The sequence below is a fragment of the Bradyrhizobium sp. HKCCYLS3013 genome (assembly GCF_051167615.1).
Classification (GTDB): Bacteria; Pseudomonadota; Alphaproteobacteria; order Rhizobiales; family Xanthobacteraceae; genus Bradyrhizobium.
Genome location: NZ_JBNPTK010000001.1, coordinates 747,559 through 764,381 on the forward strand (window position 1 = coordinate 747,559; position 16,823 = coordinate 764,381).

Here is a 16,823-nt window from a genome sequence, read left to right on the forward strand (position 1 = left end):
TATCGCGTTCAGAGAGACAATCACGCGGCCCGTTTAATCGCAAGATTATCCAACCATATTTTTCGGACCTCAGAATGCCCGATATCAGAACGCTAATCACGACGAACGCCAAAAAATGGCAAGTGGCAAGGTTCACCCGCAACATGGATGCCGCAGCCCAACGTCTCATTGCGGCCAAGCCTCGCTATCAGGCCGTTACCAAGCGGACCGGTGTCCCCTGGCCGATCATCGCCGTTATCCACGAGCGCGAATCGTCGCAGAGCTGGTCCCGGTCGCTGGCGCAGGGGGATCCCTGGGACCGGGTGTCGGTCCATGTGCCTGCGGGACGAGGACCGTTCGCCTCGTGGGAGGACGCTGCGGTTGACGCGCTCGTCAATTGCGCGCCGCATGCGGCGCGGTGGCAGGACTGGTCGATTGGCGGCGCCTTGACGCTTCTCGAGCAGTATAATGGGCTCGGTTATGCACGCCGGGGCGTGCCGTCACCCTATGTCTGGGCCGGAACCGATCAATATCGTGCCGGCAAGTATGTCCGCGACGGCGTCTACGATCCCCAGGCCGTCGACCGGCAGCCGGGTTGCGCCGGGATGCTCAAGGCCATGATGGAGATCGATGCGACCATCAGCTTCCCGCCCGGTCTTGTGGGGGCGGAACGGCCACCCGACAAGGGGCCTCCGACGTCGGCTTCCGCATCAATCAGACATCCGGCAAAGGGCTCCATTGGGGCCCTTTTTGCTGCTCTGGTGAAACGCATTCTCGGCGATCGCTGACCGGCGCAATCCTCGTGCTCCACGTCGGTGTACCGACGGACGGGCGGGCCTCGGACAAAATTCAACTATTGCAGGGCGCCGAGCGCGGCTCGCGCAGGGCCGGCGGCGTCGTCTCCGCATTTTTTTCGGAAAGGATTCATCATGTGGACGAAAATCAAGGCCGCGTGTCGTCATTCGCTGACGATCGCCTGGGGTTACGCGCTGGCGGTCATCGGGTTTCTGCTGTCGATCGCCGACAACGTCAGTGACGCGCTCGGAGACCCGAGCCTGAAAGATCAGATCAGTGCCGCCATCGGCGATACCCGTGCCGTCGGCCGGATTTTTCTCGCGATCTCGCTGATCACGATTCTGGCACGGCTGCGCTCGCTCAAGAGGGCGTCGTGACATGTGGATGAGCATTCTGGGATTCCTGGGCGGGCCGGTGATCAAGGGGCTGATCGATGCCTACCAGGCGAAGCTGAGGGCAGGCAACGCGGATGCCAAGATCGCGGCAGACCTGGCGGCGACGGAGATCGCCGCGCAGGTCTCCGAAAGCGACGCGCAGCTCCGGCTGCGTGCGGCCGAAATCGGCTGCTGGTACGAGCCGGACAAGCTCATCGGCTACTGCGTCTCGATCTACTTTGCCAAGCTGCTGGTGTGGGACAAGGTGCTCGGGCTCGGCTCGACGGATCCGCTCGCGGGCTTCGCGTCGACGACCGCGAATCTCGTCATCTCCTTCTATTTTGCCAAGCGCGGCTTCGAAAATGTAGCGAGGATCATCAGGCGATGAACATCACCCATGACGAAATCACGGCCGTCGTCGCCGAGACCCTGGCCAAGCAGAGTCAGCTTCAGCGCGACGAGATCGATGCCGTCGTGATGAGGGCGATCGCGACCATTCTCACCTCGTTCGGCATCGAGGAGGAGGATCGGAAGGAGCTGAGAGCCGATTTCCAGCACCTGCGGCGCTGGCGCAAGAGCGTGGAGCAGGCTCAGAGCTACACGTTCAAGGCCGTCATCACGGTCATCGCGACAGGTCTGATCGGCGCGATCTGGCTCGGCATCAAAGTCGTGCTCGGAAGGTAATGCCGTGCCAGCCAGGACCTTACGGCGAGACCGCCGCTTCCGCATCAGGGAGGTCGACGCTTGCGAGCCTGACGTTCTCGACACCTTGAAGGAGCTCCATGCGCGCACATTCCTCGATTGCGCGCCTCTGCCTGATTTCGAGAGCGGACAATGGTGGATATCGACCGAGCTCGGACGGCCCGTTGCCTTCGCCGGAATGACGCCGTCATCCCTCGGCAAAGGCATCGCCTACCTTTCGAGGGTTGGTGTTCTCCAAGAGCGGTGTGGTTACGGCCTGCAGCGGCGGCTGATGCGTGCGATCGAGCTGCGCGCGCGCCGCTCGGGACTGGATTGCATCGTTTCGGACACGACCTGCAACATCGTTTCCGCGAACAATTTCATTCGGTGCGGATATGTGTTGTTCCAACCGGGCCGGCCCTGGGCCTGGGGGAACTCGCTTTATTGGCGCAAGATGATCCGGCGGTGAGCTGTCGACCGACGCCTTATGCAGATTGCATTGCGCTGCAGCAGAACTAGCCCGGCTCGACAGCTCCGAGCCAGGCTTTTTTTGCGGCTGCCGTTGAGCTAACCATGCGTTGTCGGGATGTTGGAGACAAGCTGCGCCCGGCAGTGAATGGAAGATCGCTTCAGACGATCAAAGCAACGGGAAGGACTCTGGGATGCCGGCCGAGGTCACCCTGCCAGAGCGTGCGCCACGGTCGCCTGACGCGCCGACCGCGCTGGCTGGTCTGCTGGTGATCGACTTCACACGTGTCGTCGCAGGGCCCGCGTGCACACAGACGCTGGCCGATTTCGGCGCCGAGGTGATCAAGATCGAGCAGCCGCTCACGGGGGACGATACCCGGGCATACGAGCACGCCGAGCTCGGCGGAGAGAGCGCTGCGTTCCTCAGCCTCAATCGCAACAAGCGCGGCATGGTGTTGGATCTCACGATCCCGCAGGCCAGAGACGTCGCGCGTGCGCTGATCGCCAAGGCCGACATCGTCGTGGAGAATTTCTCGTCGTCCGTCATGGAGAAGTTCGGGCTGGACTATCAGGCATTGTCCAGCACCAATCCCGGGCTGATCTATTGCTCGATCTCGGCTTACGGACGCTCCGGTCCATTCGCGTGGCGATCAGGGTTCGATCCGATCACCCAGGCCGAAAGCGGGTTCATGTCCCTCAACGGTTTCGCCGACGGTCCGCCGGTGCGGACCGGTCCTCCGATCGTTGATCTGGCCACCGGCATGTCCGCCTGCAATGCCATCCTGTTGGCACTTGCCGCCCGGCAGCGGCTCGGTCGCGGGCAGCACGTCGAGGTGGCGCTGTTCGACATCGCGTTGGCGATGACAGGCTTCTCCGGAATGGCGTATTTGATGAATGGCGTGAACCCCACGCGAACGGGAAATTCGCCGAACGACTCTCCGACGGTCGGCGTCTTTGAAGCGTCAGATGGCCCGCTCTACATCGCATGTGCCAACGATCGGCTCTACCGCCGGCTGTCGACTGAGGTGCTTGGTCGTCCGGATCTCCTGAGCGATCCTCGCTTTGCCACGCGAAGGGCGCGATGGGTCAACCGTGCGCAACTGCGCGGCCTCATCGCCGACATCCTTGCCACGGAACGGATGGATGTCTGGATATCCCGGATGAACCAGGCTGGAGTTCCGGTTGGACGCGTTCGAACGGTCGAGCAGGCGTTCAACGCGGCCGAGGTCCGGATGCGCGACCGCACCTGTCGTATTCCGCACCCGACAGCAGGCTCGATACCCAACGTCGAGCCTGCAATCACCATGAAGCTCACACCAACCGTCGAGCCGACGGCGGCGCCGCGGCTCGGTGAGCATACGGCCGCAATCCTGCGCCACAGGCTTGGGTACACCGAGCAGGAGATCGAAGCCCTGCGTCGGGTAGGGACGTTCGGACGCAATAATCCGGGAGCCTGAGGGCATCGTCACTGTTGCCGGACACGGAGGAGCGGCAGCGTCCTCAGCAGCCATCAGCCGGCTTTGGCCATTTCATCGTCTTCCGGTGAGTTCAGATACATGCCCGACATGGTGTCGACCCAGCACAGATGATCATGCACCTTCTTGACGCCAGAGATGTTCTCGGTGGCAACGATTGCCGCCTGCCGCGACCGCTCCTCGGTAATGACGCCGCTCAGATGAACGATGCCGTCCTTAACGATGACGGACAATCCGAACGGGCACCAGTCGTTCTTCTCGAGGGCGTCGATCACACGGTTGCGGATGTGATCGTCGTCGGCCGTTGGATCCGGAACCTGCCGCCCGAGCGCGGCGACCGCTTGCAGCAGGTTCGCCCGTGACACGATGCCGATCACTCGGTCTCCCTTGACCACGGGCAACCGCTTCACGTGGTTCTTTTCCATCAGTTCCACGATCTCAGCCAGCGCGGCGTCCTCGGTGATCGTCAAGGGAGACTTGGTCATCACCTCTGACACTTTGCGACCATGCTCGTGGACGAAGTCGGCCGCCGACTTTCCGGGCCCGAGAATGAATCGCAGCCAGCGGCCGCGCTTTCGCCCGGTGCCGATCTCCGTTCGGCGGATGAAATCGCCTTCCGAGACGACGCCCACCAGCTTTCCGCCGGGATCGACCACTGGAAGGCCGCTGACGTGCCGTTGAAGCATGATATTTGCCGCATCCACGATGGAAGTGTCAGGGGTGACGGTGATGACGGGGCGGGTCATGATCTGATGGGCGCGCATGGCGAACTCCAATGTCAAAAGCTAAGAAAAAGTAACCCGCTGCCACGGTCTTGAATTGACGCAGGTCAAAGCAGGTGCCGCCGCCGTCATTGACGCAGCTCAAGGTCTTGGCTTTGAATTGCAGCTATACGGCCTTCTGATCCAGCGAGAGGAGAGGTGCCCATGTCCGAGTTCTCCGGGACCAAGATCCTGGCCGACGAAACGGCCGAACTGTCCGAACGTGTCGCTCTCTCCAACAAGCACGCACTTGAGCTGCTCGTTGGCTCCCAGCAGATCATCATGGAGGAGATTCTGTTTGCCAGCAACGAAGTGCTGGATCGCGCGCGTACGGAGACGCATCTGCTGGCCGAGTTCGTGTCGAAGCTGGCCGGCGTGCATTCCGTGACGGGAATCCAGGCGATGGTTCAGGAATGTGGACGGCATCAGATTGATTTCGTCAGGCGTGATTGCGATCGACTTTTCAAACACGGGCAGCGCCTGATTGATGCCAGCGTGAATCTTATGGGGCAACGGTGGCGAAACTGAAGAGTGCGGGTGTGTCGCGTCCCGAACGGGAACGCGAAGGAACGACCGACAACGACCGAAGCAGTGCCGTTGTCTCTGCAGGGACCTCTTTGAAGCCGGCTGCTGCGCTCGCCGCATCCGACGCAAAGCTGCTCTCCCGCGAAGCCGACGCGAGCTCCGGGGAGCTTCGGCGCGAGGATCACGAGCTGGACAAGGCCTTCAGCGCGATGCTGGCTCGGCTCACCGGCGGAATTTCCCCGGCCGCTCTATCAATGGCGTATCTGGATTGGGCTTGTCATCTGGCCGCAGCACCTCAGCGCCAGATCGAAATCGTTCGAGATGCCTGGTACGGCGCAAAGCAGGTCGCTGAACGGTCCCTGCATTTTGCAGACCCGAATCGTGGTCCTTGGGACCTGATCAAACCGCAGGCGAACGATCATCGCTTTTCCACGCCGCAATGGGCGACGTACCCGTTCAACTTGTTCGCCCAGGCGTTCCTGCTCGGGGAAGATTGGTGGCACAAGGCGACGACCGGCATTCGTGGTGTCGACCCCGCCAACGAAGCCGTCGTCGACTTTTCAATTCGTCAACTGCTCGACATCTTCGCACCATCGAACTTTGCCGCGACCAACCCGGAAGTCTTGGAAAAGACGTTTCAAAGCGGTGGCGAGAACCTGATCTTCGGCTGGCAGAACTGGCTCGCCGATATCATGCAGGTAATGCAGCCCGGAAAGATATCGAGCAATGGTGAGTTCGTCGCCGGCAAGACCGTCGCGACCGCACCGGGCAAGGTTGTGCTTCGCAATCAGTTGATTGAGCTGATTCAATACCTGCCGACGACCGAGAAGGTGCGACCAGAGCCGGTCCTGATCGTACCGGCTTGGATCATGAAATATTACATCCTGGATCTATCGCCGCACAATTCGCTGGTCCGATACCTGACCGACCAAGGCTTTACGGTTTTCATGATCTCCTGGCGAAACCCCGGCGCGGAAGACCGGGATCTTGCGTTTGACGACTACCGCTCGCTGGGCGTCATGGCGGCCCTGGAGATGATCGGAACGATCATTCCGAATACGCCGGTTCATGCCGCAGGCTATTGTCTCGGCGGAACGCTTCTTTCGATCACGGCGGCGGCCATGGCACGGGACGGTGACCAGCGTCTGAAGACGATCACGCTGTTTGCGGCGCAGACCGATTTCACCGAAGCGGGAGAGCTGACGCTCTTCATCAATGAAAGCCAGGTCGCCTTTCTCGAAGACATGATGTGGGAGCGTGGATATCTCGACACCACGCAGATGGCGGGCGCATTTCAATTGCTGCGCTCCAACGATCTGATCTGGTCGCGTGTCTCGCGCGACTATCTTCTCGGTGAGCGCGCGAATCCGAGCGACTTGATGGCATGGAACGCAGATGCGACGCGGCTGCCGTATCGGATGCACTCCGAGTATCTGCGCAAGCTGTTCCTGAACAACGATCTCGCCGAGGGGCGATATCGGGTCGAGGGGAAACCCGTTTCGCTCTCGGACATCCACACGCCGATGTTCGTGGTCGGGACCCTGCGTGATCACGTTGCGCCCTGGAAGTCGACGTACAAGGTCCACTACGAAGTTGATGCCGACGTCACTTTCGTGCTTGCGAGCGGCGGCCACAATGCCGGCATCGTGGCGCCGCCGGGCGAGCAGGGGCGCTCCCATCAGATGCGGACCAAGGCAGCCGACGCGCCATATCTCGGGCCGGACGAGTGGCAGAGCACCTCGCCAAAACTGGAGGGGTCATGGTGGCCGGCGTGGACGGCGTGGCTTGGACAGCAGTCGGGTGCACCGGGCGCGCCGCCGCAACTCGGGGCAGATCGTTCAAATGATCTCGGAGACGCGCCGGGCGACTACGTGCACACGTAGTCGCCGCTTGTGGCGGTCAGGCAGCGTTATTCCACCGGACTCAGGTGCCGATCCGGAGCAATGATCGGCTTCGTTCCAGTGTCGTCTCGGCCGTGCCCGACGCATCCACCCGGAGCCAATCCAGGGCGCCGATGTCGTAGCGTTCCTGATCTTCGGCAATTCCAACCGTTGCATCGGACGCATCGTCGACTCGATGGTGGATCCGCTCCTGCCGGCTGCGCAAATCTGCGACGAGGAAGAGGCCGGCAAAGGGCACCTTCAGCCGGTTCGCGAGATCATGGATCGCCTGTCGTTCATCCGAACGTGCAAACACGGCGTCGACGATCACCGTGAAGCCTTGTGAGAGCACGCGGCCGGCCTGCGTCGTCAACTCTCGATAGACCCGTGCACTCGATGCCGGCGTATAGGCCGCAGCTGGGAGGCGTTCGGTTTCCTTCACGCCGGATAGTTGCTTGCGCAGCACGTCGCTGCGCAACACGATTGCTCCCGGTGGAGGAGCCAAGAGGGGAGCCAGAGCCCGGGCGAGCGCAGATTTTCCCGTTCCCGATAATCCGCCGACGGCGACCACCCTCGGCTCCGCCGGCCGAATGAGGCTGCGCGCAAGTTGGAAGTAGCTCTCTGCGATCCCGATGGTCGCAGAGCGGTCTGCCTCCGAGTGTTCGGCATCACTGCGGTCGAGCCTTGCAAGAAAGACTTGCGCACGGATAGCGGCCCGGATCGCCATGAACAGAGGCAGAGCAGCCAATCCACCGGTCTGGTCGGGCGCAGCGATCGAGAGGTAGCGATTCAAGAGATGGTTGGCGGCGATCGACTGCCCGAAGTGCAAGAGGTCCATCAATGGAAACGCGAGATCGTAGAGGACGTCGATCGTGGCTATCCGGTCGTCGAACTCGATGGCGTCAAACAGCACCGGCTTGTCGTCGATGAGAACGATATTTGCGAGATGGAGGTCGCCGTGGCAGCGCTTCACGTGCCCCTCTTTTGCGCGTTGCTCGAGCAGGGGACAGAGCCGTGTGAAGGCCGAGTGGCAAAGAGCGCGGAGTTCTTCGATTTGCGTAGCGTCAAATAGTGGGACGTTTCGAAGGCTGGCGACGAACGCGTCGATCCAGACTGGAAGCGACTGCGTCCACGCGTTGGACGGCATCCGGGTGGCCACGGCATGCGACGCCGCGATCGTCTCCGCCAGACGTTCGCCCAAGCCGATCTCCAATTGCTGGTGGCGAGCGAGGTGATCGAGTGTCCGGCTGTCATCGAAGCGACGCATCTCGACGGCATATTCGACCGGAGTGCCGGATCCATCGACTTCGAATGATCCGTCTGGCGCCTTGGTGATGGCGACGACACGCCGATAGATGTCTGGAGCAAACGGGTGATTCATCTCCATTTCCTTCGCGCACGCTGCCTTGCGCCGATCGAGCGTCGAATAGTCCAGAAATGGCAGCCGAACGGCGCGCTTGATCTTCAGAGCGCGGTCGCCGATCAGAAACACTGAAGCCGCGTGCGTGTCGATCCGGCGGACACCTGGATGTCGGGTGGTATTGCCCAAGAAGGAGAAGACCAGTTCCTGATCGGATGGTGATGCCATGGGCGGGGTTACCACATTCACTTCAAAAGTCCGGGATAAGCACCGCCGCGCCGACGACGTCACCCCGCCTCAGGCGGGCCAGAACGTCATTTGCGTCGGACAGCGGATAGGGCGTCGTATGGGTCCGTATCTGAGCCTGCTGCGCGACCTGCAGGAAATCGAGACCGTCCTGTCGCGTCAGGTTGGCGACGGACACCACTTGGCGTTCTCCCCAGAGAAGGGAATAGGGAAACGTCGGAATGTCGCTCATATGGATACCTGCGCAGACCACCCGGCCACCCTTCCGAACAGCCCGCAGAGCGGCCGGAACAAGCTCGCCAGCTGGCGCGTAGATGATGGCCGCGTCCAGAGCAACATCGGGACGCTGGCCCGCCGCTCCGGCCCATGTGGCGCCAAGTTGGCGAGCCAGATCCTGCGCAGCCTCGTCGTGCTCGCGGGTGAACGCATAGATCTGACGCCCCTGCCAGCGGGCCACCTGGGCAACGATGTGACCCGCCGCGCCGAATCCGTAGATGCCAAGCCTCTCGGCTTCCCCTGCCATGACCAGGGATCGCCAGCCGATCAGGCCGGCGCACAACAGTGGTGCGGTGGCGATGTCATCCTCCAGACCATCGAGCGGGAATGCATAATTTGCGTCGACGACGGTGTGGGTCGCATAGCCGCCATCGCGCGTATAGCCGGTAAACGTCGGCTGGTCGCAGAGATTTTCCATACCACGTGCGCAGAACGCGCAATGGCCGCATGTATGCCCCAGCCATGGAATTCCGACGCGTTCGCCGAGCCTGTGCGTCGTCACACCAGGACCAATCTGATCGACATGACCGACGATCTCGTGTCCGGGGATGAGCGGATACCGGATGTCGGGAAGCTCACCGTCGTACACATGCAGGTCAGTGCGACACACGCCGCATGCCCTAATCTTGACGCGGATCTCACCGGGACCAGGATCGGGGTCCGCGAGTGTCTCGGGCTGCAGAGGCGCTCCAGGCTTTCGCAGAACCATCGCTCGCATCGGAGAGCCTCCCGGACGAATTTGCAGGGTAATAAGATAATCAGCCCGGCAATCGTTTGATGCTCATCAAGGACTTGGTCCGAATACTGCGGCCTACCGAGCGGAACCGGCAGGCGCAGTCAGGGAACGCAGCGGGGTTGCATCCGTCACCATGCTGGGATGATAAGTCGCGCTAGACCGGCTGCGGATTGAAACTAAGATCAGTCTCCGGGATTCACCCGCCTTTCACCGACTGATGTTGGACGTGCAAATGTCGACCTACCGAATGCGGAACCTGCTTTTGCCACGCTCCATCGCTCTGATCGGAGGAAGTCCGCGACCGAACTCGGTAGGGAAGGCCATCCTCGACAATATCGTCAAGGCGCGGTTCGAGGGCAAGCTTGGCCTGGTCAATTCTCGCTATCGGGAAATATCCAATATCGCAGCCGTTGGCAGCCTCGCCGAACTGGCGTTTGTGCCGGAACTGGTGGTGATCACGACGCCCCCCCCTTCGATCCCGGATCTCATTCATCGCGCAGGCGCGTTGGGGACGGCAGGGGCTTTGATCATTACCTCGGGTCTCGGGCACGGAGAGGGGTCGCTCGCCGACCAGGCCGAGAAGGCGGCGCAGAAATACGGCATGCGTCTCATCGGGCCGAACTGTCTCGGAATCATGATGCCTACCATCAAGCTCAATGCGAGCTTTTCGGCACACATGCCGGTTGCAGGAAGCTTGGCGCTCATTTCCCAGTCCGGCGCTATCGCGGCGGGGATGGTAGATTGGGCTGCTCAGCGCGGTGTTGGGTTTTCTGGAATCGTCTCGATCGGCGATCAGTTGGACGTCGATCTCGCAGATCTTCTGGACCACTTCGCGTTGGACGGTGGGACCCGCGCGATCCTGCTCTACATCGAAGCCGTCAAGGACGCGCGAAAGTTCATGTCCGCGGCGCGAGGGGCGGCAAGGGTCAAGCCGGTTGTGGTCGTAAAGTCGGGCCGCGGTGCCGTCGGTGCGCAAGCTGCGGCGACACATACGGGCGCGCTGGCGGGAGCCGATGCCGTCTATGATGCGGCTTTTCGCCGGGCCGGCGTTCTGCGGGTCTCCGATCTGCGCGAGTTGTTCGACTGCGCCGAAACGCTGGGGCGGGTGGAGTCGCCCATGGGCAAGAGGCTCGCCATTCTCACGAACGGCGGCGGGATCGGCGTGCTCGCCGTGGATCGACTGGTCGAGCTCGGAGGCGTGCCTGCCGCACTTTCGCCGGTCGTACACGACAAACTTGACGCCATCCTGCCGCCGACCTGGTCCGGATCCAACCCGGTCGACATCGTCGGCGATGCCGATGCCGCACGCTACACGCTCGCGCTCGAAGCGCTGCTCGCCGATCAAGCCAACGATGCAATTCTCGTCATGAATGTTCAGACCGCGATTGCATCCGCGAGCGCCATCGCCACGGCTGTCACCGAGTTCGTCAGTACCTATCGAAAGCAGCACCGGCGCTGGGCAAAGCCGGTTCTGGCGGCATGGGTCGGCGCGGAGCAGCCGGTCATCGAGACCTTGAGCGGGGCAGGAATTCCGAACTATCCAACCGAGGATGATGCCGTTCGCGGCTTCATGCATCTCGTTCGTCATCGGGAGGTGGTCGAATCGCTTGCCGCTGTCCCGCCGGCCATGCCGAGCTCTTTTGCGCCCGACGTCGACGCAGCCCGCGGAATTATAGCGACAGCCCTCGCCGACGGGCGGACCTGGCTCGATCCGGTCGAGATCAGTCGCCTGCTGGAGGCTTACGATATTGCGATGGTGCCGACGTTCGCTGCGTCCTCGGTCGACGAGGCGGTCGGGTATGCGGAACAGTTGTTCGCTCAAGGCACAACTGTCGTTCTCAAGATTCTGTCGAGAGATATCATTCACAAATCCGACGTCGGCGGTGTCGTGCTCAATCTCACCACGGCCGAGGCCGTGCGTAACGCGGCGAACGAGATCATGGCCCGCGCGAAGGCCCTTCGGCCCGACGCACGGATTTCCGGCGTGATCGTGCAAGCCATGATCGTCCGCGCCAAGGCGCGGGAGCTGATCATGGGCATTGCCGACGATCCGATCTTCGGAACCGTGATCGTGTTCGGCAGGGGCGGTACCGCCGTCGAGATCATCAACGACAAGGCGCTCGGTCTGCCTCCGCTCGATCTCCATCTGGCGCGAAACCTCATCGAGCGGACGCGCGTCTCACGATTGCTGCGCGCTTATCGTGATGTCCCCGCGGTCAAGCCCGATGCAGTCGCACTGGTGCTGGTCAAGCTTGCGCAGCTTGCAGCAGACGTTCCCGAGATTCGCGAACTCGATATCAATCCGCTGCTCGCCGACGAGAGCGGCGTCATGGCCGTCGATGCGCGCGTCGCCGTCGGCAGGGTTCCGCCGAAATTCAAAGGCTCTGGTCCGTCGAATTTCGCCGTTCGGCCCTATCCGAGCCAATGGGAACGGCATCTCCAGGTCAAGGACGGCTGGCGGATCCGTGCGCGGCCGATCCGACCCGAGGATGAGCCAACCATTCATGAGTTCCTCAAGCATGTCACTCCGGAAGACCTGCGTCTTCGATTCTTTGCCCCCATGAAGGAGTTCACGCACGAGTTCATCGCGCGCCTGACGCAGCTCGACTATGCGCGCGCGATGGCTTTTGTGGCGCTCGATGAAGCGACAAACGAACTGGTCGGCGTCGTGAGGATTCACTCCGACTCGGTTTACGAGAGCGGGGAGTACGCAATCCTGTTGCGGTCGGATCTCAAGGGACGCGGACTCGGCTGGGCATTGATGCAGCTGATCATCGAATATGCCAAGTCGGAGGGCCTGAAGATGATCTCCGGTGACGTCCTGCAGGAGAATGTCGTCATGCTGGAGATGTGTAGGAACCTCGGTTTCGAGGTCAGAACCGATCCAACCGAGCGCGACCTTTGCAATGTCAAACTCAGGCTCTAAGCTTAGGTGTTTGGTGTCCTCTCACCGGATACATCGGTTCAGGTCGGATGGTGGTCGTCATTGGACGGTGGCCTCGCCGCCTCGCCTTCGGAGGCGCCATGCGAGCGGAGAGTTCTGATGATCATCGTCGCAATGGGAACGATGAGCAGCGGAATGAGGCTGTTGAGCGGATGGTTGACCACGCTCGATATCCGGGACTGCAAAGCTCGTGCTTCCAACTGCAGCGAGTCCATCGCCGAGGAGTGAATCTCGTTGGCTAGTTCGAGTTCCCGGCCGGACGGTGCACGGGATGCGATGATCAGGAGGATCGCCGCAATCGCGATATTGCAGGCTCCGAGTGCTGCGGCTGCCACGACTGCAGAGGTGATCTGGACCAACGCAAGGTAGGCCGCCAGCTCGAACATCAGGAGGCCAAAGACGGCGATCAGCGCCGCAAAGGCCCGGAGGCCGAGTCCGACGAGCAGATGCCGGAGCCTGATGTCGGCAATGACCCGGTCCGTCCGCCAGAGAAGGCGCAAATGTTTAACGACATTTTCGGTATCCACTTAAGTTCTCCGCAGCAGGAGGCCAACCGCGAGCCCGAAGGCGAAGGCCGAAGCTGTCGCCGCGATCGGACGATCCCTGATCATCCGCTCCACCTGAACGTCGGTCTCACTTAGACGCATGTCTAGCCCCTCGATCGCTGCAGCGAGCATTCCGGCAGCTGGTTGCGCGTCCGGGTTGTCACGCGGCGCACCCGCGCCCCGCAACAGCTGGCTTAGCTCGCGCGTCAGGCTCTCCAACTCGGTCCGGAGCGTCGTCGGGTCGATGGCCATGTTTTGTCCTCGGGTCAAAATCACTGTAGAACGTAGCTCGGCACGATGCTTGATTTCGCTCAACCCGTTGCGCTGACGGGATTGACGCAGATCAAGCGAGGCAGATCGGCGCGATTTAGGAACGGGTGTGCCTCGGCACGCCGACTGAGGGAGACATCCAATTGCGTGCTCATCCGGGACTGACCGCCGCGACGACGGAGGATGTGCTCGAGCTTCGTCCGAGCGGATCATGGGTGTCCCTGAACGTGGCAGAGCTCGAGAGCTTGACCGGCTCTGTCGGCAACAGCATCAACAGCGCGACTGCGGTGAAGCTTGATCTTGGAGCCGTCAGCGAAATCGATACCGTGGGTGCTTGGTTGCTTGAGAAGCTCGGCCGCCGGGCTACTGTTGGCGGTCGGCGGGTCGAGACGACCGGGGTGGCAGAAAACTACATCGGCCTCGTCGAGGAGGTCCGGCAGGTCAATCGACGAGCCGTCGCGCCGGCACCGAGACTGAACCCGATCCTTGCCAAACTCACCGACCTCGGTCGTTCGAGTCTGGGGGCCGCCCAGGATATCAAGGTGTTTCTGGACATGTTGGCCGCGCTGTTCTTTGCGCTGCTGCGGACGCTGCGCCGGCCGCGATCTCTGCGCGTGACCTCCCTCGTCTATCAGATGTACCGCATCGGATGGCAGGCCATTCCAATCGTGGTGTTGATCACCTTCCTGATCGGCGCCATCATTGCCCAGCAGGGGATCTTCCATTTTCGACGTTTCGGTGCCGAGTCTTACGTCGTCGACATGGTCGGAATTCTGGTCCTGCGCGAGCTTGGCGTTCTGATCGTCGCGATCATGGTGGCAGGACGGTCGGGAAGCGCCTACACGGCCGAGCTTGGATCGATGAAGATGCGCGAGGAGATCGATGCGCTGGTGACGATGGGACTTGATCCTGTCGAGGTGCTGATCCTGCCCCGTATCCTTGCGTTGATCTTGACCTTGCCAATTCTCGCCTTCATTGGCTCGATGGCTGGCCTGTATGGAGGAGGGCTGGTGGCCCAGCTCTATGGCGGCATGGGACCAGCAATCTTCATCGCCCGGCTACACGATGCCATCTCGGTGACGCACTTCGAAGTGGGAATATTGAAGGCGCCGTTCATGGCCTTGGTGATCGGCATTGTCGCCTGCAGTGAGGGACTTCGTGTGAAAGGTAGTGCCGAATCGCTGGGGCAACAGACTACGACATCCGTGGTGAAGTCCATTTTCCTGGTCATCGTGCTCGATGGTCTTTTCGCCGTGTTCTTTGCGTCCATTGGAATGTAGCAATGGATGATCTTGGCGTGTCCAGCGCGATCCGCGTGACCGATCTCGTTGTCGGGTTCGGCCGGCAGCTCGTTCTGAACGATCTTTCGCTCGACGTTCGTCGCGGTGAGATTCTCGGGTTGGTTGGCGCGTCAGGCGGCGGAAAATCCGTCCTGATGCGGACGATCATCGGGCTCATTCCTCGGCGCAGCGGGTCCATCGAGGTCATGGGGACAACCCTTGGGAGCGCCGAGGAGCGGACGACGCAGGCTGCAGCGAAGCGCTGGGGAATTCTGTTCCAGCAGGGAGCTCTGTTCTCGTCACTGACGGTCAAGCAGAACGTTCAGTTTCCGCTGCGCGAGAGCCTGCAGATGTCGCAGGAGTTGATGGATGAGATCGCGATAGCCAAGCTCGAAATGGTCGGCCTTCGCGCAGAGGACGGTGATAAATTCCCAGCCGAGCTATCCGGTGGCATGACGAAGCGCGCCGCGCTGGCGCGCGCCCTCGCTCTCGATCCGGCGATCGTATTTCTTGACGAGCCGACCTCCGGCCTCGATCCGATTTCCGCCGGCGACTTCGATGCCCTGATCAAGACGCTCCAGCTGACGTTGGGATTGACGGTGTTTATGGTGACCCATGACCTCGCCAGCCTCAACACGGTCTGCGACCGTGTCGCTGCGTTGGCCGATGGCAGGATCGTGGCGATTGGTCCTATGAGCGACCTCCTCCGATCAGAACATCCATGGGTCAAAGCCTATTTTCACGGCAAGCGATCCCAGATGCTGCAACCAAAAGCGAGTTGAAAGATGGAAACCCGTGCACCCTTCGCTGTCATCGGCGGCTTCGTGCTGGCGGCCATCGTCGCAATCTTTGGCTTCGTTTACTGGCTCAACAACACCGGAGGACTCGGTCCTCGCACGACCTATCACGTGCAGTTCGAGGGCTCGGTGCCCGGCCTGCTGGTCGGGGCTGCCGTTCTGTTCAATGGAATCCGGGTCGGCGAGGTGACCGAGCTCGGTCTGGCGGCGAACGATCCGCGTCGGGTCAACGCAACGATTTCCGTGGCGTCGACGACTCCCGTGCGCGCCGACACCAAAGTAGGGTTGGAATTTCAGGGGCTGACAGGAGTGCCGGTGATTGCGCTGGAGGGTGGCGCGTCGGCAGGAGCGGCGAGTGCCGTATCGACCTTGATTGCAGAACCGGGCGCCGGACAAAGCATGACGCAGGCCGCCCGGGACGCCCTGCGGCGTGTCGATGCAGTTCTTGCGGAGAATGCAGGGCCGCTCAAAGATACGATCGCCAACCTCAAGACATTCTCAGACGGCCTTGCGCGGAATACCGGCAAGCTCGATGGAATCGTCTCGGGTCTGGAGAAAATGACGGGAGGCGGTGCTCCAGCACAGAAAGTCACCTATGATCTGAGCGCGCCGCGAGAACTGGGGCCGGTCAACAAGACCATCAAGGGGCAGCTTGCGATACCTGAGCCCACGGCCGTGGCGATGCTGCAGACTCAGCGCATGCTATTCACGCCAACAAAGGATTACCCGGGGTTCGGTGATTTCCTGTGGGCTGACAGCATCCCCAAGTTGTTGCAATCACGTCTGATCGATGCCTTCGAGAATTACGATGTGGCCCACGCTCCGCTGCGGACATCCGATCTGGGCCAGCCGGATTTTCAGCTGCTGATTGATGTCCGCCGTTTCCGGATCAATGCCGATACCGCCGCGGTGGAGATCGGCCTGTCGGCTCGCCTCGTCGACAAGAACGGCAAGGCCATCGCGTCTCGGCTGTTTGACGAAAACCAGTCCGTTGCCCGGCTTGATCCTGCTGATGCCGTGTCCGCCTTCGACGAGGCCTTCGGCCGGATTGCCAAATCGATTTTGACCTGGACGGTACAGGCGCTCTGAATCGACGGGGCTATTCCAAGCTCTTCAAATACGAGAGCAGATCGTGGATCTGCGGCGGCGCGAGCTGAAATTGGGGCATGGCCGGGTGACCAGTCATGATCCCCTCCGCGAGCGCTTCGCCCAACGATTCGATCGGGTAGCGGAGATGCAGGCTGCGGAACGGAGGGGCCGGTTCGAAGGGGCTCTCTCCCGTTCGACCGATGGCGTGACATCGTGCGCAGTGGGCCTTCGCGAAAGCCTGTCCGCGTTGCTCTGCTGTCGACGCTGCGTATGACGGTGTCGCCAACATCGTGGCGGCGAGAAGGTGGCACAGAACAAGCCGCTGCATTCACGATATCCATT

Annotated in this window: 18 protein-coding genes; 12 read left to right on the forward strand and 6 right to left on the reverse strand. The window is 61.5% G+C overall.

Annotation, left to right across the window (positions count from 1 at the left end; translation table 11 throughout):
* The first annotated feature begins 74 nt into the window (after nucleotides 1-74).
* The 6 genes from ACQR1F_RS03655 (at nucleotide 75) to ACQR1F_RS03680 (ending at nucleotide 3,754) form a co-directional block, all read left to right on the forward strand.
* Nucleotides 75-767: a hypothetical protein gene (locus tag ACQR1F_RS03655; protein WP_434847655.1), complete on the forward strand. Its 693-nt coding sequence runs from the start codon at nucleotides 75-77 to the stop codon at nucleotides 765-767.
* Nucleotides 768-908: 141 nt separating this feature from the next.
* Complete coding sequence (locus tag ACQR1F_RS03660; RefSeq protein ID WP_434912534.1) at nucleotides 909-1,151, forward strand: hypothetical protein; 243 nt, start codon at nucleotides 909-911, stop codon at nucleotides 1,149-1,151.
* Nucleotide 1,152: 1 nt separating this feature from the next.
* Entirely contained in the window at nucleotides 1,153-1,536 is a 384-nt protein-coding gene (locus tag ACQR1F_RS03665) for a hypothetical protein (protein ID WP_315739049.1), read from the forward strand.
* Nucleotides 1,533-1,832, forward strand: coding sequence for a hypothetical protein (locus ACQR1F_RS03670; RefSeq protein ID WP_316216926.1), 300 nt, complete (start codon nucleotides 1,533-1,535; stop codon nucleotides 1,830-1,832). Before ACQR1F_RS03665 ends, ACQR1F_RS03670 begins: the two co-directional genes overlap by 4 nt.
* Nucleotides 1,833-1,836: 4 nt before the next feature.
* Complete coding sequence (locus tag ACQR1F_RS03675; protein ID WP_316180036.1) at nucleotides 1,837-2,298, forward strand: GNAT family N-acetyltransferase; 462 nt, start codon at nucleotides 1,837-1,839, stop codon at nucleotides 2,296-2,298.
* A 193-nt stretch (nucleotides 2,299-2,491) separates the two neighbouring features.
* Nucleotides 2,492-3,754, forward strand: coding sequence for a CaiB/BaiF CoA transferase family protein (locus tag ACQR1F_RS03680; protein ID WP_316180037.1), 1,263 nt, complete (start codon nucleotides 2,492-2,494; stop codon nucleotides 3,752-3,754).
* 53 nt (nucleotides 3,755-3,807) lie between these two features.
* Here ACQR1F_RS03680 and ACQR1F_RS03685 read toward each other — a convergent pair whose 3' ends face one another.
* Entirely contained in the window at nucleotides 3,808-4,536 is a 729-nt protein-coding gene (locus ACQR1F_RS03685) for a CBS domain-containing protein (RefSeq protein WP_315753506.1), read from the reverse strand.
* Nucleotides 4,537-4,698: 162 nt separating this feature from the next.
* On the opposite strand from ACQR1F_RS03685, the gene ACQR1F_RS03690 reads away from it, so the two are divergent.
* Both ACQR1F_RS03690 and ACQR1F_RS03695 read left to right on the forward strand, forming a co-directional pair.
* The gene (locus ACQR1F_RS03690) at nucleotides 4,699-5,061 is read left to right on the forward strand and encodes a hypothetical protein (RefSeq protein WP_315803596.1); all 363 of its coding nucleotides are present in this window, start codon (nucleotides 4,699-4,701) and stop codon (nucleotides 5,059-5,061) included.
* A gap of 206 nt (nucleotides 5,062-5,267) precedes the next feature.
* Nucleotides 5,268-6,941 (forward strand): PHA/PHB synthase family protein, encoded by a 1,674-nt coding sequence (locus ACQR1F_RS03695; RefSeq protein ID WP_434880468.1) that lies wholly within the window; start codon nucleotides 5,268-5,270, stop codon nucleotides 6,939-6,941.
* A 40-nt stretch (nucleotides 6,942-6,981) separates the two neighbouring features.
* Here ACQR1F_RS03695 and ACQR1F_RS03700 read toward each other — a convergent pair whose 3' ends face one another.
* Together ACQR1F_RS03700 and ACQR1F_RS03705 are read right to left on the reverse strand one after the other, a co-directional pair.
* Nucleotides 6,982-8,526, reverse strand: coding sequence for an AAA family ATPase (locus ACQR1F_RS03700; protein ID WP_434912535.1), 1,545 nt, complete (start codon nucleotides 8,524-8,526; stop codon nucleotides 6,982-6,984).
* 22 nt (nucleotides 8,527-8,548) lie between these two features.
* On the reverse strand, nucleotides 8,549-9,538 hold the full coding sequence (locus ACQR1F_RS03705; protein WP_315803594.1) for a zinc-dependent alcohol dehydrogenase family protein: 990 nt from the start codon (nucleotides 9,536-9,538) through the stop codon (nucleotides 8,549-8,551).
* Nucleotides 9,539-9,788: 250 nt separating this feature from the next.
* Here ACQR1F_RS03705 and ACQR1F_RS03710 point away from each other — a divergent pair, with 250 nt between their 5' ends.
* A complete protein-coding gene (locus tag ACQR1F_RS03710) occupies nucleotides 9,789-12,482 on the forward strand; it encodes a bifunctional acetate--CoA ligase family protein/GNAT family N-acetyltransferase (RefSeq protein WP_434912536.1) in 2,694 nt (897 codons plus the stop codon).
* A gap of 38 nt (nucleotides 12,483-12,520) precedes the next feature.
* Here the strand turns inward: ACQR1F_RS03710 and ACQR1F_RS03715 are convergent, their stop codons facing one another.
* Both ACQR1F_RS03715 and ACQR1F_RS03720 read right to left on the reverse strand, forming a co-directional pair.
* Nucleotides 12,521-13,027, reverse strand: a complete 507-nt coding sequence (locus ACQR1F_RS03715; RefSeq protein WP_316216921.1) for a phage holin family protein — start codon at nucleotides 13,025-13,027, stop codon at nucleotides 12,521-12,523.
* Nucleotides 13,028-13,297, reverse strand: a complete 270-nt coding sequence (locus ACQR1F_RS03720; RefSeq protein ID WP_315803591.1) for a hypothetical protein — start codon at nucleotides 13,295-13,297, stop codon at nucleotides 13,028-13,030.
* A gap of 161 nt (nucleotides 13,298-13,458) precedes the next feature.
* Here ACQR1F_RS03720 and ACQR1F_RS03725 point away from each other — a divergent pair, with 161 nt between their 5' ends.
* From ACQR1F_RS03725 to ACQR1F_RS03735, 3 genes are read left to right on the forward strand one after another with little or no spacing between them, the layout of a single operon-like run.
* Nucleotides 13,459-14,595 carry an MlaE family ABC transporter permease gene (locus ACQR1F_RS03725; RefSeq protein ID WP_434912537.1) on the forward strand — a complete coding sequence of 379 codons (1,137 nt, stop codon included), beginning with the start codon at nucleotides 13,459-13,461 and terminating at the stop codon, nucleotides 14,593-14,595.
* 2 nt (nucleotides 14,596-14,597) lie between these two features.
* Nucleotides 14,598-15,377: an ABC transporter ATP-binding protein gene (locus ACQR1F_RS03730; protein WP_315803589.1), complete on the forward strand. Its 780-nt coding sequence runs from the start codon at nucleotides 14,598-14,600 to the stop codon at nucleotides 15,375-15,377.
* Between the two features lie 3 nt (nucleotides 15,378-15,380).
* Entirely contained in the window at nucleotides 15,381-16,481 is a 1,101-nt protein-coding gene (locus ACQR1F_RS03735; protein WP_434912538.1) for an ABC-type transport auxiliary lipoprotein family protein, read from the forward strand.
* Nucleotides 16,482-16,491: 10 nt separating this feature from the next.
* Here the strand turns inward: ACQR1F_RS03735 and ACQR1F_RS03740 are convergent, their stop codons facing one another.
* Complete coding sequence (locus tag ACQR1F_RS03740; protein ID WP_315803587.1) at nucleotides 16,492-16,809, reverse strand: c-type cytochrome; 318 nt, start codon at nucleotides 16,807-16,809, stop codon at nucleotides 16,492-16,494.
* Between the last annotated feature and the right edge of the window lie 14 nt (nucleotides 16,810-16,823).